Genomic DNA, 23519 nt, shown 5'->3' with positions numbered 1-23519 from the left:
CTCGTCTCTGTCATCCGAACTTCTGCAAACGGATCACATCTTCTAAAAATCCGGCTGCACCTATCTGTTAAATATCCAGATTCTGTACATACTTTGCATTTTCCTCGATAAACTCACGTCTCGGTTCTACCTTGTCACCCATCAAAGTCGTAAATGTCACATCAATCTCCGAAGAATTTTCCTCATCGATCATGACACGTTTTAAAATACGTTTTTCCGGATCCATAGTCGTCTCCCAGAGCTGCTCAGCATCCATCTCTCCAAGTCCTTTATATCGCTGGATCTTGTTATTGCCGTCACGTCCGATCTCAATCAGGATATTGTTTAATTCAGCGTCATCGTACGCATACCAGATATTTTTATTTTTCTCAATCTTGTAAAGCGGCGGAGTTGCAAGATATACATGCCCCTGCTTGATGAGTTCCGGCATAAAACGGTATAAAAATGTCAGCATCAGTGTCGCAATATGAGCACCATCGACATCGGCATCCGTCATAATAATGATCTTGTCATAACGCAGCTTGGAAATATCAAAGTCTTCATGAATTCCGGTACCAAATGCAGTGATCATTGCTTTGATCTCGGCATTGCCGTAAATTTTATCCAGTCTCGCTTTTTCCACATTCAGAATTTTACCACGCAAAGGAAGAATTGCCTGTGTTGCACGGCTTCTTGCTGTCTTTGCAGAACCACCCGCGGAATCTCCCTCGACGATAAAGATCTCACAGTTTTTCGGATCTTTGTCCGAACAGTCTGCAAGTTTTCCAGGTAAGGAAGTACCTTCCAAGGCTGTTTTTCTTCTGGTCAGGTCACGCGCTTTTCTCGCTGCCTCTCTCGCACGCTGCGCAAGCAGAGATTTTTCACAGATACTCTTTGCAACTGCAGGATTCTGCTCTAAGAAATATGTGAGCTGCTCACTTACCACGGAATCCACTGCTCCACGCGCCTCGCTGTTTCCGAGTTTCTGTTTTGTCTGTCCCTCAAACTGCGGCTCCTCAATCTTGATACTGATGATCGCAGTCAGTCCCTCTCGGATATCGTCACCGGTCAGTGCTGGTTCCGAATCTTTTAAAATCTTATTTGCTCTCGCGTAAGTATTAAATGTTTTCGTCAGCGCATTACGGAATCCGGCGAGGTGCGTACCACCTTCCGGCGTAATGATGTTATTTACAAAACTGTAGGTCGCATCGTTGTAGGAATCATTGTGCTGCATGGCAACTTCGACATACACACCATCCCTGGTTCCCTCACAGTAAATGACATCCGGGTACAATGCCTCCTTGCTGCGGTTTAAGTAAGTGACAAATTCCTTGATACCACCGGCATAATGGAACTCATGACAATGATGCGATTCTTCTCTGGTATCCGTAAGTACAATGCGAAGTCCTTTTGTTAAAAATGCTGTTTCACGAAGACGCTGTTTTAAAGTGTCGTAATCATAAACGGTCTCCTCGAAAATCTCAGGATCCGGATGGAATGTAACCTTCGTGCCGTGTTTTTCCGAATCACAGGTTCCGATTACTTTTACCGGTTCGTCCGGTTTTCCGATATGGTAACTTTGGAAATAAACCTGTCCCTCTTTGTATACTTCAACACAAAGTTTGGTGGAAAGCGCATTTACAACTGACGCACCTACTCCGTGCAGGCCACCGGATACTTTATATCCTCCACCGCCGAATTTTCCGCCTGCATGAAGAACCGTATATACAACCTCAAGTGCTGATTTTCCAGCTTTATGATTCATTCCAACCGGAATACCACGCCCGTCATCTTCAACTGTAATGGAATTGTCCGGGTTGATGGTAACCTCTATGTTTTTGCAATATCCGGCAAGTGACTCATCCACGGCATTATCTACAATCTCATAGACCAAATGATGGAGTCCTCTCGCCGATGTACTGCCGATATACATACCTGGTCTTTTACGAACTGCTTCAAGTCCTTCCAGAATCTGGATCTGGTCAGCTCCGTATTCATTTGGATTTTCAATTTTTTCTGTTGCCATTCTGCTAACCTTGCCTTTCTATAACTTGACCTTTTTCAAATACCTGACCACTTATTACCTCAAAAACCTTATTGATTTCGAACCTGTTACGGATAAATTCATCCAAACCGGTACAGGTAATAATTGTCTGGGTATCACATATACTGTTTAACAAATAATTCTGACGATTGCTGTCCAACTCTGATAAAACATCATCCAGTAAAAGTACCGGAGTATCATGAATTGATTTTCTCACCAGCTCTATCTCGGATAACTTCAAAGAGAGTGCAGAGGTTCTCTGCTGCCCCTGTGAACCAAATTTACGGATATCAACACCTGCAATGGAAAAAAGCAGATCATCACGGTGTGGCCCTACAGATGTCTGGCACTGTTTCAGGTCGCGCGGTTTTACCCGTTCTAACTCCTGTTCCAACAGATCCGCAGAAACACTTGGCTCATACGAAAGAAAAAGTTCTTCTCTCCCGCCGGATATCCGATAGTGTATTTCATGAACAAGCTCATTCAGTTCTTTTACAAACTGTTCTCTCCGTCTGATAATTTTTTTCCCGGTATCAATAAGCTGCATATCCCATACCGGGAGTGTATCCGATAATTCAGGCCGGTAAACCATATCTTTCAACAGTTTATTGCGCTGATTTAAGATTTTATTGTAATTTGACAGGTCAGATAAATAAATTTTATCTAGCTGACATAACTCTGCATCCAGAAAATGTCTGCGTTCGGACGGTCCGTTTTTGATAATATTCAAATCTTCCGGCGAAAAAAATACAATGTTTAAAATTCCAAAAAGCTCACTTGCTTTTTTCATCGGTATCTTATTTACGGCAATTCCCTTAGAACGGTTATGTTTTAAATGCATGTCGATCTGATATTGTTTGCCGTTTTTTAAAACCATGGTACGAAGATGCGCTTCGTTTGTTCCAAAACGGATCATCTCTTTGTCTTTGCTTCCCTTGTGGGACTTTGTAGTTCCACTTAAGTAAGCAGCTTCCAGGATATTGGTCTTTCCCTGTGCATTATCGCCAAATAAAATATTGGTTCCCTCATCAAATGAAATCTGGAGATTTTCATAGTTGCGGAAATTGTTCAATTCAATGGACTGAATGATCATTTTGAGACTTTCACCGTTTCCCCGTTATAGGAAATCAAATCACCATCATGGATTTTTTTTCCACGCTGAAGTTCTGTTTCACCATTGACTTTTACCAGACCATCCTGGATGACAAATTTTGCATCAACACCGGATTCCACAAGTCCGGCTTTTTTCAAAGCCTGTCCAAGTTTTATAAATTCATCTGTTTCTCTAATCTGAATCTCTATCATGGAATTCCTTTCTATCGCCTTACGGCAATATCAATCAAAAAATGATTAGTTTGCAGCTGCATTGAAGTTAACCGGAAGAATCAGGTAAATAAATGTACCTTCATCATCTTTGATAAAACATGGAGCCTTTGGATTGACCATGTACAGTGTAACTTCCTCTTCGTCAATGACTCTTAATGCGTCAATGAAAAACTTCGGATTGAATCCGATCAGGATATCTTTTCCTTCTTTGGCGATATCAATATCTTCATTCATGGAACCAATAAATGAATTGATCTTCAGTTCCATGGAATCATCTGTGATATTCATGATGATCGGTTTTTTATCTCCTTCTTTGACAAGAAGAGTCGCACGGTCAATACAGTCTAACAGTTCGCGTTTGTTAATTTTAACTTTTGTTTCATAGTCGGAAGACAACATCTGTTCGATCTTAAAATATTCTCCTTCGATCAGACGCGAAACAACTGTCGTATTCTCAAACTCAAAAACAATGTGGTTGTCTGTCAGAAAAATAGATACTTCGTCTTCTGCACTTCCAGGAAGAATTTTGCTGACTTCCTGAAGTGTTTTTCCCGGAACGACAACTTTCTTGTGAGAATAATTATTTTTCAGTTCGATGTTACGGATTGAAATACGATGACCGTCGAGAGAAACAACTTTAAGGTCATTTTCTTCGATTTCAAACAATTCACCTGTCATTAACTTGTTGTTATCGTTATCAGCAATTGAAAAAATTGTCTGACGAATGACTTCTTTTAAGGTGAACTGGGACATAATGATAGGTTCGTTACGTTCAATATATGGGATATAGGAAAAATCATCACCGGATTTACCGACAATGTTAAATTTTGCTTTTTCACAGGTGATCGTTGTTTTAAAAGATGCATCTGTTTCGATCGTGACATCACTGTCCGGAAGTTTACGGACAATCTCAGAAAAGATTTTTGCATCCAGTGCGATTACTCCGCGTTCTGCAATCTCACCTTCAATCTTAGTTTCAATTCCAAGTTCCATATCATTAGCGGTAAGTTTAATCTCATTTGCAGAAGCATCAATCAGAAGACATTCTAATATTGCCATGGTCGTTCTGGTAGGAACTGCTTTTGAAACAATATTAACGCCATGTAACAGATTAGATTTAGAACAAATTAATTTCATGTTGTAGATAACTCCTTCCTGGTGAAACGTAGTGGCTCGCCAAAACGTGTTCATAAAAAAATAAATAGAAATCCGCCGTAGTCGTCTTAGAGGCTGTTAATAAGTTGATAACCGCACAAAGCCTTAATTTTCAAGGGGTTAAAAAAAAATTGAGGTGGTATAACCCTGTGAAAACCATGCGGAAATTATCTTGAAATGATGTGAATTGAGGATGAAGCTCATAAATGCCATAAACAGGTTTTAAACATGAAAATGAGACTTGTCCATACGGAATTCACTTTAATTTAACAAGATATCCACAATTTTTCGTGTATAACTTCGAAAAACCTTGATAACTTTAGTTAGGATTGATCTTTTTCTTGATAGTTTCTATTAAATTGCGTGTATTTTCGTTTGATTCATACTCGTCAGCAATTTTTTTGATACCATGAATAATGGTGGAATGATCTCTTCCCCCAAGTAACTGCCCGATCGAATCAAGTGGTATGTCAGTCATATTTTTACAGAGGTACATTGCAATCTGTCTTGGTCTTGCGATTTCGTTACTTCTGTTTTTGGAGATCATCTGATCCAGCGAGATATTGAAGTGTTCAGTGACAACTTCGATTACCAGTTGAGGTGTGATCTCTCTTGGCTTGTCCGGTGTAATAATATTCTGAAGTTCTTTCATGGCGATTTCCATCGTGATATCAGTCTTTTCAAGATTGGAATAAGCCAGAAGTTTGTTTAAGGCACCCTCAAGTTCACGGATGTTTGATTTGATGTTCGTTGCAATATAATTTAGAATCTCATCACTGAGTTTCATGTCGTCTGCTTCGACTTTTCTCCGGAGGATCGCCATACGTGTTTCATAATCCGGCGTTCCGATATCAGCAATAAGACCCCATTCGAAACGAGATCGAATCCGGTCTTCTAAAGTTTCCATGTCTTTTGGTGGTTTATCAGATGTTAAGATAATCTGTTTGCCGGCAGAGTGGAGTGCATTAAATGTATGGAAAAATTCTTCCTGCGTACTTTCTTTACCAATGATAAACTGAACGTCATCGACCATCAGTACATCGATCGTACGATATTTTTCACGTAATTTGTTCATTGCTGAGGCATTACCACTTCGAATTGATTCAATTACTTCGTTGGTAAATTCCTCGGATGTAACGTAAAGTACTTTTGCATTCGGGTTTCTTTCTAATATAAAATGACCGATGGAATGCATAAGGTGAGTTTTTCCAAGTCCAGGTCCTCCATAAATATAAAGTGGATTGTATGCTTCGCCCGGAGATTCGGCAACGGCAAGTGACGCCGACTGGGCAAAACGGTTATTGCTGCCGACGACAAAAGTGTCAAAGGTATAGTTCGGATTAAGATTAGATCTGTCCGCTTTTTCGGAAAGTGCATTTTTTTTCGGTACACTGTTATTGCCGGTACGGATATTTTTTGTCTGTTCCGGCAGAATGAACTGAATCTCGTATTCTGTTCCTGTAAGCTCTGCGATCGTTACCTTTAAAGGAAGATAATATTTTTTTGAGATATAGCTCAGGGTCATTTGTTCAGATGGAACCAGTATATATAATGTATTACCCTCAACACCGTAAACTTCGAGCGGACGTATCCAGGTATCAAAAGAAATATCACTGATATCATGTTCATGTTTGACGGTTGAGAGAATCTCGTCCCATTTTTCTAAAATTTTATCCATTTTAATCCTCATTTTTGCGTTGTTTTCTAATGAAAAGAGTATTTTCATCTGCATGTGGATAGTTTTCCACATTAACGCCTATCATAAAAAATCCTACATAGTTCTATCCTACACTATTTTTTCGCTTTTATCAATGAAAAGTTTGTACAGGGTATTTCAAGTTAGGGTAAATGCAAAAAAATCCCGATTTGGGCAAAATAGAGAGCCTGAATAATAAAAATTTGTAGAAATAAAAAAAATATGTGTGAATAAGTCGAAAAAAGTTATAGACCGCTAAATACAAGGGGTTATACTGTTTATTAACACATTATCCGTGGATTATCCAGAAAATATCCACAAGTTATCCACAAATTGGGGATAACTTTGCAAACCCGCTAAAAATCGGCATTCTTTAACCCACATTTTTTAACATTTCATGGGGATAACTGTGGAAATGCAAATAACAAGATATAGAAAGATAGAGTTTCTTCCTTATATATATAGTGGTCAACATTTTCCACAAATGGATAAATGTTGAAATGTAGATAAGTAAAATCCAATCAATCAGAATTTTAGTGCTTGACTTGAAACATTTTTCTGTTATAATTGAAAATGATGTTTTTTAACTGAGAATATGCGTCTTAGGACGTTTTCTATCGCACCGTCATTTTTGGATGATGGTGAATGCCAGGCAGAGGAGGTGGATATAACATGAAGATGACATTTCAGCCGAAGAAAAGACAGAGATCAAAAGTTCATGGCTTCAGAAGCAGAATGAGCACAGCAGGCGGAAGAAAAGTATTGGCTGCTAGAAGATTAAAAGGTAGAAAGAAATTATCAGCATAGGCCACATTTTTGTGGTCTTTTCTTTCCTTAAGAAGAATGGATGAATAATGAGGTGGTGCATTTTGTACCACCTATTTGTTCATTCAAAGATATTTTATAAGAGAAGTAAGCAGACCTTCAAAACAGACAGAAGGTAATTGGTGCCTTAGGTAAATAATCAGAAAGGGCATACTAGGATGAAGTTTTCGGAATCATTAAAAAAGAACAGTGATTTCCAGAAAGTGTACAGACAGGGAAAATCCTATGCGAACCGTTATCTGGTAATGTATGTTCTGGAAAATCATACAGAAGGAAATCGTCTTGGCATATCCGTCAGTAAAAAAGTTGGAAACAGTGTTATCAGACATCATCTCACCCGGCTGATCCGGGAAAGCTACAGACTACATGAAGACATGTTCAATAATGGTTTGGATATTGTAGTCATCGCAAGAAGCACGGCACGTGATATCAGTTATCATGAAACAGAAAGTGCCCTGTTGCATCTTGGAGGTCTTCACAAAGTAATCAATCGTTAATTTCAGAAAAAAGAAGATGGAATCATTTTGAAAAAAATATTAATTGCTTTAATTAAGTTTTATAGAAAATATCTTTCTCCAATGAAAACGACAAAGTGTCCGTATTGTCCGACATGTTCTCTATATGGTTTAGAGGCAGTTGAAAAATATGGGGCAATAAAAGGAGGAGCACTTGCTTTATGGAGAATTTTAAGATGTAATCCTTTTTCAAAAGGTGGATATGATCCAGTTCCATAGCGGAGGTATTTACAAGTGTCAGATATGTTATTAACAGCATACAATGGTGCTATTTTAGGACCGATCGCCAAAGTACTTGGCTGGGTAATGAATGGTATTTATGCGTTGATGTCAATGATTGGTATTGAGAATGTTGGTCTTTCTATCATCATTTTTACAATCGTAATTTATGCGATTTTATTCCCGTTAACTTACAAACAGCAGAAGTTCTCAAAATTATCACAGAAGATGCAGCCTGAATTACAGGCAATCCAGAAAAAATATAATGGAAAAAAAGATCAGGCATCTATGATGGCAATGCAGGAAGAAACACAGGCAGTATACGAAAAATATGGTGTTTCCATGATGGGAAGCTGTGTTCAGATGCTGATCCAGATGCCATTACTGTTTGCACTTTACCGTGTATTTTTGAATGTTCCGGCATATGTATCCGGTGTAAAGAACAATTTCTCTGCACTGGTTGATGGAATTATGGCAACAAGCGGTTATCAGGATAAGATGACGCAGCTCGTTACAGATTTAAGAGTTATGACACAGCCAGCAGCAGACTTTACAGTATCAGATCCGACTGCACTTTCTAACTCTATTGTTGATGTTTTATATAAAATGAATTCGAATGGATGGGATACTTTAAAGAGTGCATTCCCTTCTTTAACGGATACCATTAATGCAACATATGATACAGTTTCACATGTAAATAACTTTCTGGGACTGAATATTTCAGATACACCATGGCAGGTTATGACATCTAATTTTGCATCACATAACTTTTTATTTGTAGTTTTAGCGCTGCTTGTACCGATCGTTTCTTATCTGACTCAGGTACTTAATATCAAGCTGATGCCACAGGCTGCTCCATCTAATGGCAATAATGAAAATGATATGGCTGCACAGCAGATGAAGATGATGAACCGTACAATGCCGATCTTCTCATTTGTAATGTGTTTTACAGTTCCTGTAGGTCTTGGTATTTACTGGATCGCCGGTGCGGTAGTTCGAAGTGTTCAGCAGTTCTTCTTAAATAAGCATTTTGAGAAGATCAACCTTGAGGATATCATTAAGAAGAATCAGGAGAAAGCAAAGAAAAAACGTGAAAAAATGGGAATTGCTGAAAATCAGATTTCCAATGCGGCAAAAATCAATACAAGACAGATCAATGAGCCGAAAAAAGAAGATAAAAAGTCCGGTATGAGTGAGGCACAGCGTGAACTTGAATTAGAAAAAGCAAATGCCACAAAAGCAAAGGCAAAAGCCGGAAGTATGGCTGCAAAAGCCAATATGGTTCGTGATTTTAATGAGAAAAACAGCAGAAAATAATAAGAAAGGACAGGGGTTTTGGATATGGAATATATTGAAATTTCAGCAAAAACAGTCGATGAAGCAATCACAGAAGCACTGGTAAAACTGGGCACAACCAGTGACAGAATCGAATATGAGATCGTTGAAAAAGGAAATAACGGATTTCTCGGCATCGGAAGAAAAGATGCAGTTATCAAAGTACGCAAGAAATATTCTGTGAATGATGATATCAAAGATTTCTTAAATAAAGTATTCGAAGCGATGGATTTAAAAGTTGAGATCGTTATGACTGCAGAGGAAAACAGCAATGTGATCAATGTTGATTTAAAAGGTGATGACATGGGCGTTCTGATCGGAAAAAGAGGACAGACCTTAGATTCTCTCCAGTACCTGACCAATCTTGCTGTTAATAAAAATGCAGAGAGTTTTGTAAAAGTCAAAATTGATACGGAAGATTACCGCAAGAGAAGAAGAGAGACATTAGAGAATCTTGCAAAGAATATTGCATACAAGGTAAAGAGAACAAAACGTCCGGTTTCTTTAGAGCCGATGAATCCTTATGAGAGAAGAGTGATTCATTCTACCTTGCAGAATGATAAGTTTGTGACAACACACAGCGAAGGAGACGAACCTTATCGTCATGTTGTTGTAACATTAAAGAGACAGTAAAACAGTTTTCATCCGTGTGTGATGAATGACACAGAAAAATTCGTGGCGGATAGAGAAAACGTCCACGAATTTTTTTGTATATTAGAGACGAGGGATCAGTTTAACAAGCTGCTCAGAAATGAGGGATTATGAGAACAGATACGATTGCTGCGATAGCAACAGCTATGTCAAGTTCAGGAATCGGCATTATAAGGATCAGTGGGGATGCGGCAGTTCAGATTGTTGACCGGATTTTTTTTATGAAAAATAAAAAAAATTTATCCGATATGCCGACACATACGATTCATTATGGTCACATCAAAGATGGGGATGAAGTGATCGATGAAGTTATGGTAGTGCTGATGCGGGCACCAAAAAGTTACACAAAAGAAGATACCGTCGAGATTGACTGTCATGGCGGAGTATATGTCATGAAGCGTGTGCTTGAGACTGTGATCAAATACGGTGCGCGTCCGGCAGAGCCTGGTGAATTTACAAAACGTGCATTTTTAAATGGCAGGATCGATCTTGCGCAGGCGGAGTCTGTCATAGATATTATTCATGCAAAAAATGAATTTGCATTAAAGAGTTCAGAACGGCAGCTTTCCGGTTCTCTTTCGTCTGCAGTAAAAACAGTCCGTGAAAAACTACTGCATGAGATTGCATTTATTGAATCTGCATTAGATGATCCGGAACATATCAGTCTGGATGGATATCCTAAAACACTTCAGGGTATCGTGGAAGAAGCAGGTAAAGAAATCAGGAAACTCCTTGCAAACAGCGATAATGGAAAAATTTTAAAAGAAGGTATTTCAACGGTAATCATTGGAAAACCAAACGCCGGAAAATCATCATTGTTAAATACACTTGTTGGAGAAGAACGGGCGATCGTTACTGATATTGCAGGAACGACAAGGGATGTATTAGAAGAACAGATCAATTTAAATGGAATTATTTTAAATGTGATCGATACAGCGGGAATCCGGAAAACGGATGATGTTGTGGAAAAAATTGGCGTGGATCGTGCAAAAAAATACTTAAATGATGCAGACCTGGCGATTTATGTTGTGGATACATCAACACAGTTGGATGAAAATGATTTTGAAATTATGGAGCTTTTAAAAGACAGAAAAGCAATCATTCTTTTAAACAAATCGGATCTGGCTCCGGTTACTGATCGAGAATCGATCAGAAAGCATCTGGATAAAAAGATGATTGCAATTTCCGCGAAGGAGCAGACCGGGATCGGGGAACTGGAAGAGACAATCCGTGAGATGTTTTTCACCGGAGAAGTTACATTTAATGATGAAGTGTATATCACAAATATTCGTCATAAAACTGCTTTACAGGAAGCAATGAATAGTTTAAATTTAGTGGTGCAGAGTATTATGGACGGTATGCCGGAAGATTTTTATTCTATTGATCTGATGAATGCATATGAAGAACTGGGAAGCATCATTGGTGAGGCAGTCGAAGATGATCTTGTGAATGAGATATTTAGTAAGTTTTGTCTGGGCAAATAATTGGCACCAATGGGTGCCAATTATTGGAAGAATGCAAAGGCAGCATTCTTCCGGTGTGTTGGAAAGAATGGTTAAGTCAATGGACGACAACTATTGGAAGAATGCAAAGGCAGCATTTTTCCGGTGTGTTGGCAAAAACTATTGTCGCCATTGGACGACAACTATTGGAAGAATGCAAGAGCAGCATTCTTCCGGTGTACTGGCTTTTTTGATAAGATTTTTTAGAAAGAAGGATAAGAAGATGCCTGCGATTGAAGAAAATTATGATGTGGTAGTTGTGGGAGCAGGTCATGCGGGATGTGAGGCGGCATTAGCATGTGCAAGGCTTGGATTGGAGACAATTATTTTTACAGTAAGTGTGGACAGTATCGCGATGATGCCTTGTAATCCAAATATTGGAGGAAGTTCAAAAGGGCATCTTGTGAGAGAGATTGATGCACTTGGCGGACAGATGGGGATTAATATTGACAAGACATTTATCCAGTCTAAGATGTTAAATAAATCCAAAGGTCCTGCAGTACATTCCCTGCGTGCACAGGCAGATAAAGTGAATTACAGCATGGAGATGCGGAAAACACTTCAGAATACAGAGCATCTTACAATCCGACAGGCAGAAGTAGCCGAGATCATTACGGTTCCGGTAAATTCTGCTGTTACAGAAGAAGATATAAATGCAGGAAAAAAAGATGGACAGGTTATAGAAGTTAATGGCGAACTTCAGAAAATTACCGGGGTAAAGACTGTTTCCGGTGGAATTTATCATTGTAAGGCAGTTGTACTTTGTACAGGAACGTATTTGAGAGCACGCTGTCTGACAGGCGAGATGATCACTTATACCGGACCGAATGGTCTTATGGCAGCAAATCATCTTACAGATTCACTTAAAGAGCATGGAATCGAGATGTTTCGTTTTAAGACAGGAACGCCTGCGAGAGTGGATAAACGTTCTCTGGATTTTTCAAAAATGCAGGAACAAAAGGGAGATGAGAGAGTAGTTCCATTTTCATTTACAACAAACCCGGATGATGTGCAGATTGATCAGGTTTCCTGCTGGCTGACATATACAAATCCAAAGACACATGAAATCATTCGTGCAAATTTGGATCGTTCACCAATTTATGCCGGAATTATTGAAGGAACCGGTCCGCGTTATTGCCCTTCCATTGAGGATAAAGTAGTAAAATTTGCAGACAAAGACCGTCATCAGATTTTTATTGAGCCGGAAGGCATTAATACAAATGAAATGTATGTTGGAGGTATGTCATCTTCACTGCCTGAGGACGTTCAGCATGAGATGTACCGCACGCTGCCTGGAATGGAGCATGTTAAAATTGTAAGAAATGCATATGCGATCGAGTATGACTGCATTAACCCGAATCAGCTTTATGCATCACTTGAATTTAAAAAGATCAAAGGACTTTTTTCCGGTGGACAGTTTAACGGAAGCAGCGGTTATGAGGAGGCAGCTTGTCAGGGACTGATCGCAGGTATCAATGCATCTATGAGTATTTTAGGAAAAGAACCTCTGGTTTTAGACCGGTCAGAAGCCTATATTGGCGTATTGATCGATGATCTTGTGACCAAAGAAAACCACGAGCCATACCGAATGATGACCTCACGTGCAGAATATCGCCTGCTGTTAAGACAGGATAACGCAGATCTGCGTCTGACGAAGAAAGGTTATGAAATTGGTTTAATTTCAAAAGAACGTTATGACTGGGTATGCAAAAAAGAAGAGCTGATCGCGCAGGAAATTGAACGTGTTGCAAAAGTAAAAATTGGTGCGAATAAAAAAGTACAGGAATTGCTGGAAAGTTATGACAGTATTCCGTTAAATACAGGAACATTTCTGACAGAATTGATCCGCAGACCGGAGCTTGATTATGATAAATTAGCACCGATCGATCCGGAACGTCCGGATCTTCCTGCTGAAGTTACTGAGCAGGTAAATATCAGTATCAAGTATGATGGTTACATTAAGCGTCAGATGAAGCAGGTGGAAAGTTTTAAGAAACTTGAAAAGAAAAAGATACCGGAAAACTTTAATTATGATGATGTTCCAAGTCTGCGAATTGAGGCACGTCAGAAATTAAAGACTTATTCACCAACTTCAATCGGACAGGCATCCCGTATTTCAGGAGTATCGCCGGCAGATGTATCAGTACTGCTTGTGTATATGGAGCAGATGAAGTACCATGAGAAGAAATCGGAAGACTAAAATAAATTTAATGACATTGTCGGCAGATTAAAAAAAACGAAGATTTTATATAATTAGGACATTTGCATATAAAACAGAGAATGGAGATCAGAATGAATTATAATCTGGAACAGTTTAAAGAAGGTTTAAAAGAACTTCAGATTGAATTGAGTGATAAACAGATCAATCAGTTTCTTCAATATTATGAACTTCTGGTAGAAACCAATAAGGTGATGAATCTGACTGCAATCACAGAATTTGATGAAGTAGTGGAAAAACATTTTCTGGACAGTCTTTCTTTGTGTCGTGTATACGATTTAAAAGATAATGTTAAAATTTTAGATCTCGGAACCGGGGCAGGATTTCCCGGAATCCCGCTTAAAATTGCATTTCCAGATTTAGAGCTGGTACTTGCAGATTCCTTAAATAAAAGGATTAAATTTTTAAACCAGGTAATTGATGAACTGGAGCTGAAAAATATTACTGCTGTTCATGCCAGAGCGGAGGAGCTTGGTAAAAATAAAGATTACAGAGAACAGTTTGATGTATGTGTTTCACGTGCAGTGGCAAATTTGTCTTCTCTTAGCGAATACTGTATACCATTTGTGAAAGTTGGTGGCAAATTTATTTCATATAAATCAGGCAGCATTGAAGAAGAAGTGGCAGAAGCGAAAAAAGCTGTTTTTGTTTTAGGTGGAAAAGTAACGGATGTGTATAAATTTGATCTGTATGAACAGAAAAGATCGTTTGTTGTGATCAACAAGGAAAAGCACACACCGAAAATATATCCAAGAAAAGCCGGGACGCCGACGAAAGAGCCATTACATTAATATTATGTTCATAAAAAAAGTGACTGTAGAAAATTTACTTTTCACAGTCACTTTTTTCATGGTAATAAAATATTCCCAGAACATACCGTCTGTTGATTCGATATAAAATTAATTTTTTTCACGATTAAAAAGCATCTGAATAACTTCAGCTAACTTATCAGGAGCTTCTAATTGTGGAAGGTATTTTACATTAGAAATATATGAAGTTTCAATAAAGGAACTTTGTTTTGCATAGCTGGTTACGATCTGAACAGAATCAGGATTGCTCCGGCTTTCCACAACATAGAATGGAATGGAAAGTTTCTTTAGTGCATGTAAAATGCAGTTGTCAGTGTACTGTCCCTCAATACTTGCCATTAAATATTTTCCGTGGCTGCCATTCATGTGTGATGCTTCGTAGTAGGCATCCAGCATTTTAGAGGAGGCAAGCTGTGGTTTGTTAAAATATTCAGTATAAAATAGTTTCTGTATATTTTTTTCATGCGTTTTTACATTGTAAATAAATGTTCCGAGAACAGGAACTTCCAGTAATGTCTTCTTTAAAGTAGAAGAGTTACTTGGCGTGCGGTTAAATTTTTCAGGCATTGGCGGATTGATAGCAATGATTTTGTGAAATAAATGATTCGTCATATTTTCTGCCAACGTCACAAATGAAATGGAAGAACCCGTTGCAATTACTGTAGGGGTATCTTTTATTACTTCTTTTACAAAATCAGTAATAAGCTGAACATATAAGTAATTAGTGTATGTCAGATAAGGTTTTTCTGAACGTCCGCATCCTAAGAGGTCAATCGTATATACGGTATGCTGCTTTTCAAGTTTTTTTGCAAAACGGCACCACTCATAAGAGGAACTGAGTGGACTCAGATCATGTATCAATAAAACAGGTGTTCCAGAACCATGTTTTGTGTAATAGATTTTTCCATTCTTCCAATCAAAAAAATTACCATTTTCCGTCTTTAAGATGTTTTTCATTGAAGCAGTAAGATCGATAAAACGATTTACGAAATGAATGGTTCCGGCAGCTAATGCAGTTAACAGAAAAAAATGTCTGATATTTTTTTTCATACTCTTATTCATAAATGCCTCCATATCTGCCAAATAACAGGCTATTTTTATAATAATATTATAGCCGCTTTTGGCCGCTTATACAAATTAAATTTTTGATTCATGAAAAATTTATCTTTTCAACAAAGTGAATTTAGTATAAAATAAAAATGGTTTATTATTTATGTAATATAAAACATACGTTCGAAGGAAGTATATGATAAGTGAATATTTAAAAAAATTTCAGTCGGAGCTGATGACTAATAAGGAAGATATACATAAATCGATTCAGACACTGGAATTACAGATGAAAGAAAATAAGGCATTTATAATGCTTTTAAAAGAAGAAAATGATTCAAACTATGAATCATTCAGCCCCAGGGATGTTAATCCAAAGGGCAGGGAACAGATTTTACATTTAGAGGAGCAGCAGAAACTTTTACAGGAACAGTTAGATACCAGAAAAAAAGAATATACATCCTGTGTTACAAAGCTGAATGAATTAAATGAGGCAATTTCTGAGCTGGAACAAAAAATAAATGATAATAACTCTGATATAAGCGATGAGATATTCCGGTTAAAATTATTAGAAACACAGGAAAATGAGAGACAGCGCATATCAAGGGAATTACATGATTCAACGGTGCAGAATCTGACAAGTCTGGTTCATAAAACAGAATTATGCAGTAAATTAATCGATATGGATAAGGTCAGATGTAAACTGGAATTAAATATCATGTCTAAAACTTTGCGTGATATTATCAATGATACACGAAATATGATCTACAATCTGCGACCAATGTCATTTGATGATATAGGCTTAGAAGTTACGATTGAACGTGCGTTAGAAAAGTTAGAGAGCAGTGAAACAAAAAAGATAAATTTTTCTGTAGTTGGTGAGTCTTACAAAATAAATCCTGTTATTGGAATTACTTTGCTAAGAATTATTCAGGAAGCCTGCAGTAATGCAATCCGCCATGCAGATTGTTCTGTAATAAAGGTAGTTTTAAACTATCAACCGGGAACAATTATACTTTCTATTGAAGATGATGGAAAGGGATTTGTATATGAGGAGAATGAGTGTAATTGCAAAGCAGATAATTCTGGATTTGGTTTGTCAATGATGAGAGAAAGAGTATATCTTTTATCTGGAAAAATAGACATTCATTCAAAAACAAATGCAGGAACGAAGATTCAGGTTGAAGTTCCAATTGCCGAATAGGGAGGTACAAAACGATGTCAGTAAAAGTTATGATAGCAGATGATCATTCAATGATTCGTGAAGGTTTAAAGCAGTTATTAGAGTTAGAAGGCGAGTTTGAGGTTATTGCAGAAGCATGTGATGGAGTAGATTGTCTTGAAAAATTAAAAACAGTTGTACCTGATATATTATTACTTGATATCAATATGCCAAATATGAATGGACTCAAAGTCCTTCAGAGAATAAAAGATATGAAAATGAAAATTAAAGTAATGGTTTTAACAGTACATAATGAGGTCGAATATCTTTTGAAGGCAGTTGATATTGGAGTAAATGGTTATTTATTAAAAGATTCTGAATCTGCAGAATTAAAAAAAGCAATCTTAGCAGTTGTTAATGGGGAAGATTATATACAGCCAAGTTTAATACCGGTTTTAAATTCTAAGATGCTTGATCGTGACAGCGACAGCAGTAAAATTGAAAGTCTTACCAGAAGAGAACTTGAAGTTTTAAAGATGCTTTCCTATGGAACTTATAATAAAGAAATTGCAGAGCAGTTAAATATTAGTGAACGTACGGTAAAGAATCACGTATCTAATATTTTTAAGAAAATTGGAGTTACAGATCGTACACAGGCAGCCGTATTTGCAATTCGTAATAATCTGATTACAATTTAATCATAGTCAATACGTTTGCGGAGTTGAAAATTACTACTAAATATATAAGATTAGTAATAAATAAAAAGCTCATGTAATGTTTCACGTGAAACATTATATGGGTTTTTTAAATTTATAGAATTTAGGTGTCAAAAGGTGATTCATAACTTTGTGCAATATGCCAATCAAAAAATTAAAAATCATCTTTTGACATCCGGATCTTTACAGAAAAATGCGCCCTATGAATTAAATTCCTTTGGTCAGGATCAAACACCTCGTGGAAAAATTAGCTGTAAACAGCACCACTTTGTCACCGCTCTAGCGTAAAAGTGAATTTAAAATGTGTGTCATTTCTTGTTCTTGGTATAGGTTATTTTAAAATTAGGTTACAAATAAGTTTAATAGCTTATTTATTGTTCCTAAACAAAACAGATACATTTGATAGTATCGTAAATGGGATAATTACATTACTACTTTACAACAAATTTGCTCAGAAAATTAAATTAGTAAATTAGCATATTAGATAAAAAAAAGTAAAAATGTATTGATTTTATTGAATTCGAAAAATTAATTTTGGTACTTTGTAATATATTACATTAAAAACTAATTTATAAGTGATATCTGACCAGACTATTATTAAATCTATAAAGATGGTTATATATAGAATGTTTCACGTGAAACATTCTCAAAAAGAAGTTGATTAATTATATTTATAAATTAATTGTTTCCTTAAAATAAATATTCAAGGAAGAATAGTGTAAAAGTAAGATTCATATATTTAAAATTATACTTATATAATGGAAATTTGTAACAAGGACAAAACTAAAAATATATTTTATATTAATATCAATATAAAAAAGAAAACATTAAAAATGTTTCACGTGAAACATTTTCAGCTCATGATAATAGGAGGTACATATTATTATATCAATAAAATCGCACACAATCTGAAAGCATCAGAATAGAATTTATATGCTTATCTGTCAAATTAAAATTTTTTATTAGGAATATATATCTTTTGAATGATTCGTGAACAATGAGACATTACATATGAGACATTAGACCTATGTTATATTATTGTAAAATATTATATTATGACCAAAAAAAATAATTTTTAACTAAAGCTATACAAAAGCCTTGACTTTGTGTGATTTGTTGGCTGATAATTTATACAAAAGTTTTTTACTACCAAAATTTCCACAGATAATTGTGTCTTATGAATATAAAAGTCATTTTGACAAGAAATTGTACCTGATCAAAAATGGCTATAAACGGGGCAGTCCAAGTATACGAAAGAGCTACAAAAGGTTCTTTATCAGATGAAGAAGTAAATATTTTTTAATTCGATAAAAATATATAATTCTTTTAATTCCAGATGAATAATAAAAGTAAAATTATACAAAATGTTTCACGTGAAACATTTTATTATAGAAATGCATATATATAAGTGCTATAATGAAAACAATAAAAAAGGAAATGAGGATTAAAATGAGCAGAATAATAGCAATCGCCAACCAAAAGGGTGGTGTAGGTAAGACAACAACGGCGATTAACCTTGCTTCCTGTTTAGCCGAAGCAGGAAAAAAAGTTTTGACAATTGATCTTGATCCGCAGGGAAATATGACGAGTGGATTAGGTGTAAATAAAAATGAATTGGAAAACACGGTATACGAATTAATGCTGGATGAATGTTCTATCAAAGAAAGTATGGTAGATACGGTAGTGGAAGGAATGAAAATTATACCGTCCAATGTAAATCTTGCAGGAGCAGAAATTGAACTGTTAGGCATTGAAGATAAAGAATATATTTTGAAAAATGCTGTAGATTATGTCAGGGATGATTATGATTTTATAATTATTGATTGTCCGCCGTCATTGAATATGTTGACAATTAACGCCATGACTACGGCTGATTCTGTACTTGTTCCAATCCAGTGTGAATATTATGCATTAGAGGGACTCAGTCAGTTGATACACACTATTGATCTTGTACAGCAGAGATTGAATCCTGAACTTCATATTGATGGTATCGTTTTTACCATGTATGATGTAAGAACAAATCTATCAAACCAGGTTGTTGAAAATGTAAGAACAAATCTTGATACAAAGATTTATGATACATTAATACCTAGAAATATACGTCTTGCAGAAGCACCATCACATGGATTACCTATTAACATGTATGATACGAAATCTGCAGGATCAGAGAGCTATCGCATGTTAGCAAAAGAAGTTATGGAAAGGAAGAATGTATAAAATATGGCAACAAAAAAACGTGGTTTGGGACAGGGAATAGATTCATTGATTCCAAATAAAGTAAATGTAAATAAAGAATCAGAGACAATAAAGGTAAATGCAGATTCTGAGAAGAAAGATGGAATTTTTGTCAATATTAATAAAGTAGAACCAAACAGGGAACAGCCAAGAAAAAATTTTGATGAAGATTCATTAGTAGATTTATCAGAGTCCATTAAACAGGTAGGGGTACTTCAGCCATTGCTTGTATTAGATAAAAAGGATTATTACGAAATCATTGCAGGTGAGCGACGCTGGAGAGCTGCAAAACTTGCAGGATTAAAAGAAGTTCCAGTCCGGATCATGAATCTTACGGATCAGGAAGTAGTAGAAATTTCATTGGTGGAGAATATACAGAGAGAAAATTTAAATCCAATTGAGGAAGCGTTTGCATATAAAAGACTTTTGACAGAATTTCATTTGAAACAGGATGAGGTTGCCGAGCGTGTTTCTAAGAGCAGAACGGCAGTAACCAATTCGATGAGACTTTTGAAATTAGATGAACGTGTTCAGCAGATGGTAATTGATGATATGATTACAACTGGTCATGCAAGGGCACTGCTTGGAATTGAAGATGCGGAAAAACAATATGCAACGGCTCAGAAAATTTTTGACGAAAATTTGAGCGTACGTGAGACAGAAAAGCTGGTAAAAAAAATCCAAAAGAATAAAGATGTTCCTGTAGAAAAGAAAAAGGTTTCAGATCCTGCAATGGAAGCAATTTATCATGACTTAGAGGAAAAGATGAAATCAATCCTTGGAACAAAAGTCGCTATCAATAAAAAGGATGATCAAAAAGGAAAAATCGAAATTGAATATTATTCTATGGATGAATTAGACCGGATTATTGATCTGATTCGTACAATCGCATAAAATACACAGAACATTTGTTCTAAATAACGAAAGGTAAAATAATGATTTCAAAGTATTTAGGAATTGATTCAGATTATATTATTATAGGACTCTGTGGGGGTCTGTTGATTTTATTTATATTGGTGATTATAAATATTGTTCAGATGAAAAAACTGAAAAAGAATTATCGTATTTTTATGAGCGGAAAAGATGCGAAGACATTGGAAGATACATTGATTCAAAGGCTCGATCAGGTTGATTCCCTGTTAGAATCAAATGAAGAAAATGACAGAAATATTAAAGTACTCTCTAAAAATATGCAGTGTACCTATCAGAAAATGGGACTTATTAAGTATGATGCATTTCATGAGATGGGCGGAAAATTAAGTTTTTCTCTTGCAATGTTAGATATGCGCAATAATGGATTTATTATTAACGCAATGCACACCAGAGAAGGCTGCTATACATATATTAAAGAAATTATTGATGGCAATTCTGTAATTGTTTTATCAGAGGAAGAGCAGGAAGCTTTAAAACGTGCAATGAATCCAAATAGCGATTTGAAAAATTCAAATGAGGAATAATGAAAAATAAGATAATGGAGAGATAATGATAATACGGCAGGTCAAATCACTTGTAGGCGGAGAAACACTGGCGGAACCGGTTATAACGAAAGAAAAAGAAATATTGATATCCGGCGGAACTGTGTTAAAACCGGAGTATTTGGATCTGATTTCTTTTTTGGGAATTGATACAGTATGTATCGAAGATCCGTATGAAGCCTTTGAAACAACACATTTGATTATCAATGAAGAAAGAGAAAAGTATTATGTCAGTGAAGTACAGAAAATTCTGGAGAATCATATATACCATGGAAAAAATTCACTGAGCAAAATGGCTGAGCTGGCAAATGAAATTGTCAGTGAAATAACAAAAGCAGAACAGCCTAAGGTAATAGATATAGAAGAACGCAATGGAAATCTTTATGAGCATACGGTACAGGTGACTATGTTGTCTCTGGCAGTTGCAAAAATGTTAAAAGTAAAAGAAGAGGATTATATTGATATTGCCATAGGGGCATTATTGCATGATCTTGGTATGCGTTATACTACGGTTCCATATATTAATTTTGATATGGATAGCAGACCGGCATCTGAAGTATTTGAATTAAAAAAACATACAATACTGGCATATTCAGCGTTAGAAGGTGAAGACTGGATATCACCGGTCTCAAAAAAAATGGTATTAACACATCATGAGAGAAAAGATGGATCAGGATATCCTTTAAAACAAAAAACAAAGGATATAGAGTGTAATATATTACAGGTGTGTGATGCATTTGATTGTATGATTTCCGGAATGGAATGTAAAAGAATCAGTGTACAGCAGGCACTTGAGACAATGATCGAGGCGGCAGACCTCTTATTTGAACGGAAAATTGTAAAAGTAATACAGAAAATTGTTGCATATTATCCGGTTGGTACGAAAATCAGGCTGAATACAGGAGAAACAGGGATTGTCATATGCCAGACGGATAATTCGATTCGTCCAATCGTTGCGGTATTGGATCAGACGAATCAAATGACGGAAATCAGGTATGACCTGACAAAAAATAAAAAAATATCAATTCTGCAGTTGGTTTAAGAATGGAGATTAGTGTGAAAAATACATTTTTCACACACAAGATTTGTGCTGGCACACAAACTTGAGATGCGCTGGAGGAAAGCGCAGGAATGGAGATAAGTATGCATAAATTTTTAAGAGCAGTCGGTCTTTCTGATATTAAGAAAGAAGAACTCGAAAAAATATGTAAAGATATAGAAGCAAAACCAGATACGATTAAGGTGGCAGAGGATTCTGAAGGAAATGAATTTGCAGAACTTTGTTATCAATTTGGTGACTTTTTTGGTCTGACATTAAGAGGTACCTATAGGGAAGATGATACATTTGAGATGGATTATTACTATCCATATTTTTTTGGCACAATGTTATCCACAAGAGAACAGGCAGAAGTGGAAAAGCATGCGGAAAAAGAGTCCTATGCGGGGATATGTGATGAAGTCCGGATAGGTGTAACATTAATTTTCTATCTGCAGAATGTTGTTGATTTTCTGGCAGTAAAAGGATCAAAAAGATATATGAATCTGGAAGAGGGTGTCATTTTAGGTGCACTTTCCACAGAGGGAAAAATTTTGCTCCCAATTAACAAAGCTGAGAAAAAAAATAAACAGAATCAGCAGAATACCACAGATCGCAATTATTTGGTTGCAGCTGCAAGAGACGGGGATGAGAATGCGATTGAAAATTTAACATTAGAAGATATTGATACATATTCCATGTTATCGAGACGCATTACCCATGAGGATGTACTCAGCATTGTCGATTCTTATTTTATGCCATATGGTATTGAAAGCGATCAGTATGCAATCCTTGGCGAAATCATGGACTGCAGGATGGAGCAGAATAATCTTACCGGTGAGAATGTATGGGTACTTGATATCTGTTGCAATGAAATGAATTTTGGTGTATGTATCAATCAGAAAGATCTGGTTGGGGAACCACAGGTTGGCAGACGATTTAAGGGCATTGTATGGATGCAGGGAAGTATAAAATATAGAGAATAAGTATAGATATTTTTGAGGAAGTATGATAGAATAAAAAAGCTGTATGTGGATTTACCACATACAGCATATATCTTATATAAGTTCTCATAGTTAAATGGATATAACAAGCGCCTCCTAAGGTTTAATCATGGTTAAACCCAGTGAAAACACAGAGGTGGTAAATCGGAATTCGATTCCAACAGGGATTGACGAAGATGTCAAAGTAAGATACAATGGAAATTCATCACGAAAGTGATTGGATTCATAGATATGGCAACCGTAGCCCAAAAGGTGTGAAAACCTTGAAAATACGGCATTTGTCTCCTTAGTTAAATGGATATAACGGGGTCCTCCTAAGATATAACCATGGTTAAAGCCGTGAGTGAGTAAAAGGCGATAACTAAGAGTTCGATTTGAACTGTGGCATATAGAAATGTCGAAATAAGAAAACAGATGATTCATCACAAAAGTGATTGAGTTCATAAAGAAGGTTACCGTAACCGAAAAAGGCTGAAAAGCTTGAAAATACGGCATTTGTTCTCGTAGTTAAATGGATATAACAAGCGCCTCCTAAGCGGCAGATTGTTCGATTCCTTCGAGCAGTAAAAA

The 23519-nt window shown here is 36.4% G+C and carries 21 protein-coding genes; 15 read left to right on the top strand and 6 right to left on the bottom strand.

Annotation, left to right across the window (positions count from 1 at the left end):
* Window positions 1-67 precede the first annotated feature (67 nt).
* From gyrB to dnaA, 5 genes are all read right to left on the bottom strand, one after another.
* Window positions 68-2005: a DNA topoisomerase (ATP-hydrolyzing) subunit B gene (gene gyrB, locus ACDD58_RS10280; protein WP_370777300.1), complete on the bottom strand. Its 1938-nt coding sequence runs from the start codon at window positions 2003-2005 to the stop codon at window positions 68-70.
* A gap of 4 nt (window positions 2006-2009) precedes the next feature.
* Window positions 2010-3116, bottom strand: coding sequence for a DNA replication/repair protein RecF (gene recF, locus ACDD58_RS10275; RefSeq protein WP_015561061.1), 1107 nt, complete (start codon window positions 3114-3116; stop codon window positions 2010-2012).
* The gene (locus ACDD58_RS10270) at window positions 3113-3328 is read right to left on the bottom strand and encodes an RNA-binding S4 domain-containing protein (protein ID WP_015521388.1); all 216 of its coding nucleotides are present in this window, start codon (window positions 3326-3328) and stop codon (window positions 3113-3115) included. The genes recF and ACDD58_RS10270 overlap by 4 nt, the downstream gene beginning before the upstream one ends.
* Window positions 3329-3373: 45 nt before the next feature.
* Window positions 3374-4486 (bottom strand): DNA polymerase III subunit beta, encoded by a 1113-nt coding sequence (dnaN, locus tag ACDD58_RS10265; RefSeq protein ID WP_117920595.1) that lies wholly within the window; start codon window positions 4484-4486, stop codon window positions 3374-3376.
* A 337-nt stretch (window positions 4487-4823) separates the two neighbouring features.
* Complete coding sequence (gene dnaA, locus ACDD58_RS10260) at window positions 4824-6182, bottom strand: chromosomal replication initiator protein DnaA (RefSeq protein WP_117920617.1); 1359 nt, start codon at window positions 6180-6182, stop codon at window positions 4824-4826.
* A gap of 690 nt (window positions 6183-6872) precedes the next feature.
* On the opposite strand from dnaA, the gene rpmH reads away from it, so the two are divergent.
* The 8 genes from rpmH (at window position 6873) to rsmG (ending at window position 14256) form a co-directional block, all read left to right on the top strand.
* Window positions 6873-7007 (top strand): 50S ribosomal protein L34, encoded by a 135-nt coding sequence (gene rpmH, locus ACDD58_RS10255; RefSeq protein ID WP_015561063.1) that lies wholly within the window; start codon window positions 6873-6875, stop codon window positions 7005-7007.
* Between the two features lie 176 nt (window positions 7008-7183).
* Window positions 7184-7522 carry a ribonuclease P protein component gene (gene rnpA, locus ACDD58_RS10250; protein ID WP_006857739.1) on the top strand — a complete coding sequence of 113 codons (339 nt, stop codon included), beginning with the start codon at window positions 7184-7186 and terminating at the stop codon, window positions 7520-7522.
* Between the two features lie 27 nt (window positions 7523-7549).
* Window positions 7550-7759, top strand: coding sequence for a membrane protein insertion efficiency factor YidD (yidD, locus tag ACDD58_RS10245; protein WP_117920594.1), 210 nt, complete (start codon window positions 7550-7552; stop codon window positions 7757-7759).
* A 24-nt stretch (window positions 7760-7783) separates the two neighbouring features.
* Window positions 7784-9076, top strand: coding sequence for a YidC/Oxa1 family membrane protein insertase (locus ACDD58_RS10240; RefSeq protein ID WP_117920616.1), 1293 nt, complete (start codon window positions 7784-7786; stop codon window positions 9074-9076).
* Between the two features lie 24 nt (window positions 9077-9100).
* A complete protein-coding gene (gene jag, locus ACDD58_RS10235) occupies window positions 9101-9727 on the top strand; it encodes an RNA-binding cell elongation regulator Jag/EloR (RefSeq protein WP_006857741.1) in 627 nt (208 codons plus the stop codon).
* 128 nt (window positions 9728-9855) lie between these two features.
* Entirely contained in the window at window positions 9856-11229 is a 1374-nt protein-coding gene (gene mnmE, locus ACDD58_RS10230; protein WP_186900476.1) for a tRNA uridine-5-carboxymethylaminomethyl(34) synthesis GTPase MnmE, read from the top strand.
* 241 nt (window positions 11230-11470) lie between these two features.
* Window positions 11471-13447, top strand: a complete 1977-nt coding sequence (gene mnmG / locus ACDD58_RS10225; protein ID WP_118209799.1) for a tRNA uridine-5-carboxymethylaminomethyl(34) synthesis enzyme MnmG — start codon at window positions 11471-11473, stop codon at window positions 13445-13447.
* Window positions 13448-13539: 92 nt separating this feature from the next.
* Window positions 13540-14256 (top strand): 16S rRNA (guanine(527)-N(7))-methyltransferase RsmG, encoded by a 717-nt coding sequence (gene rsmG, locus ACDD58_RS10220; protein ID WP_370777297.1) that lies wholly within the window; start codon window positions 13540-13542, stop codon window positions 14254-14256.
* 108 nt (window positions 14257-14364) lie between these two features.
* Here rsmG and ACDD58_RS10215 read toward each other — a convergent pair whose 3' ends face one another.
* Window positions 14365-15336, bottom strand: coding sequence for an alpha/beta fold hydrolase (locus ACDD58_RS10215; RefSeq protein WP_370777295.1), 972 nt, complete (start codon window positions 15334-15336; stop codon window positions 14365-14367).
* 184 nt (window positions 15337-15520) lie between these two features.
* Between ACDD58_RS10215 and ACDD58_RS10210 the strand changes: the two genes are divergently transcribed.
* The 7 genes from ACDD58_RS10210 (at window position 15521) to ACDD58_RS10180 (ending at window position 22931) form a co-directional block, all read left to right on the top strand.
* Window positions 15521-16525 carry a sensor histidine kinase gene (locus ACDD58_RS10210; protein WP_117920591.1) on the top strand — a complete coding sequence of 335 codons (1005 nt, stop codon included), beginning with the start codon at window positions 15521-15523 and terminating at the stop codon, window positions 16523-16525.
* 14 nt (window positions 16526-16539) lie between these two features.
* Window positions 16540-17181 (top strand): response regulator, encoded by a 642-nt coding sequence (locus tag ACDD58_RS10205; protein WP_370777294.1) that lies wholly within the window; start codon window positions 16540-16542, stop codon window positions 17179-17181.
* Window positions 17182-18648: 1467 nt separating this feature from the next.
* A complete protein-coding gene (locus ACDD58_RS10200; protein ID WP_117920589.1) occupies window positions 18649-19416 on the top strand; it encodes a ParA family protein in 768 nt (255 codons plus the stop codon).
* A gap of 3 nt (window positions 19417-19419) precedes the next feature.
* Window positions 19420-20328, top strand: a complete 909-nt coding sequence (locus ACDD58_RS10195; RefSeq protein WP_118209755.1) for a ParB/RepB/Spo0J family partition protein — start codon at window positions 19420-19422, stop codon at window positions 20326-20328.
* 41 nt (window positions 20329-20369) lie between these two features.
* Window positions 20370-20891, top strand: a complete 522-nt coding sequence (locus tag ACDD58_RS10190) for a DUF4446 family protein (protein WP_370777292.1) — start codon at window positions 20370-20372, stop codon at window positions 20889-20891.
* Between the two features lie 25 nt (window positions 20892-20916).
* Window positions 20917-21951, top strand: coding sequence for an HD-GYP domain-containing protein (locus tag ACDD58_RS10185; RefSeq protein ID WP_370777290.1), 1035 nt, complete (start codon window positions 20917-20919; stop codon window positions 21949-21951).
* 89 nt (window positions 21952-22040) lie between these two features.
* A complete protein-coding gene (locus tag ACDD58_RS10180; protein WP_370777289.1) occupies window positions 22041-22931 on the top strand; it encodes a DUF3881 family protein in 891 nt (296 codons plus the stop codon).
* The last annotated feature ends 588 nt before the right edge of the window (window positions 22932-23519 follow it).

Source organism: Roseburia sp., from assembly GCF_041325975.1.
Lineage (GTDB): Bacteria > Bacillota > Clostridia > Lachnospirales > Lachnospiraceae > Roseburia > Roseburia rectibacter.
This window is presented reverse-complemented; position numbering and strand designations above follow the sequence as displayed.

Excerpts from the sequence above, each read along its gene's own strand:
- rpmH (WP_015561063.1), top strand. The coding sequence starts at position 6,873 with ATGAAGATGACATTTCAGCCGAAGAAAAGACAGAGATCAAAAGTTCAT.
- ACDD58_RS10180 (WP_370777289.1), top strand. The coding sequence starts at position 22,041 with ATGGAGATAAGTATGCATAAATTTTTAAGAGCAGTCGGTCTTTCTGAT.
- ACDD58_RS10200 (WP_117920589.1), top strand. The coding sequence starts at position 18,649 with ATGAGCAGAATAATAGCAATCGCCAACCAAAAGGGTGGTGTAGGTAAG.
- ACDD58_RS10195 (WP_118209755.1), top strand. The coding sequence starts at position 19,420 with ATGGCAACAAAAAAACGTGGTTTGGGACAGGGAATAGATTCATTGATT.
- dnaA (WP_117920617.1), bottom strand. The coding sequence starts at position 6,182 with ATGGATAAAATTTTAGAAAAATGGGACGAGATTCTCTCAACCGTCAAA.
- ACDD58_RS10190 (WP_370777292.1), top strand. The coding sequence starts at position 20,370 with ATGATTTCAAAGTATTTAGGAATTGATTCAGATTATATTATTATAGGA.
- ACDD58_RS10240 (WP_117920616.1), top strand. The coding sequence starts at position 7,784 with ATGTTATTAACAGCATACAATGGTGCTATTTTAGGACCGATCGCCAAA.
- jag (WP_006857741.1), top strand. The coding sequence starts at position 9,101 with ATGGAATATATTGAAATTTCAGCAAAAACAGTCGATGAAGCAATCACA.
- mnmE (WP_186900476.1), top strand. The coding sequence starts at position 9,856 with ATGAGAACAGATACGATTGCTGCGATAGCAACAGCTATGTCAAGTTCA.
- gyrB (WP_370777300.1), bottom strand. The coding sequence starts at position 2,005 with ATGGCAACAGAAAAAATTGAAAATCCAAATGAATACGGAGCTGACCAG.
- mnmG (WP_118209799.1), top strand. The coding sequence starts at position 11,471 with ATGCCTGCGATTGAAGAAAATTATGATGTGGTAGTTGTGGGAGCAGGT.
- ACDD58_RS10185 (WP_370777290.1), top strand. The coding sequence starts at position 20,917 with ATGATAATACGGCAGGTCAAATCACTTGTAGGCGGAGAAACACTGGCG.
- rnpA (WP_006857739.1), top strand. The coding sequence starts at position 7,184 with ATGAAGTTTTCGGAATCATTAAAAAAGAACAGTGATTTCCAGAAAGTG.
- ACDD58_RS10215 (WP_370777295.1), bottom strand. The coding sequence starts at position 15,336 with ATGAATAAGAGTATGAAAAAAAATATCAGACATTTTTTTCTGTTAACT.
- recF (WP_015561061.1), bottom strand. The coding sequence starts at position 3,116 with ATGATCATTCAGTCCATTGAATTGAACAATTTCCGCAACTATGAAAAT.
- ACDD58_RS10270 (WP_015521388.1), bottom strand. The coding sequence starts at position 3,328 with ATGATAGAGATTCAGATTAGAGAAACAGATGAATTTATAAAACTTGGA.
- ACDD58_RS10210 (WP_117920591.1), top strand. The coding sequence starts at position 15,521 with ATGATAAGTGAATATTTAAAAAAATTTCAGTCGGAGCTGATGACTAAT.
- dnaN (WP_117920595.1), bottom strand. The coding sequence starts at position 4,486 with ATGAAATTAATTTGTTCTAAATCTAATCTGTTACATGGCGTTAATATT.
- rsmG (WP_370777297.1), top strand. The coding sequence starts at position 13,540 with ATGAATTATAATCTGGAACAGTTTAAAGAAGGTTTAAAAGAACTTCAG.
- ACDD58_RS10205 (WP_370777294.1), top strand. The coding sequence starts at position 16,540 with ATGTCAGTAAAAGTTATGATAGCAGATGATCATTCAATGATTCGTGAA.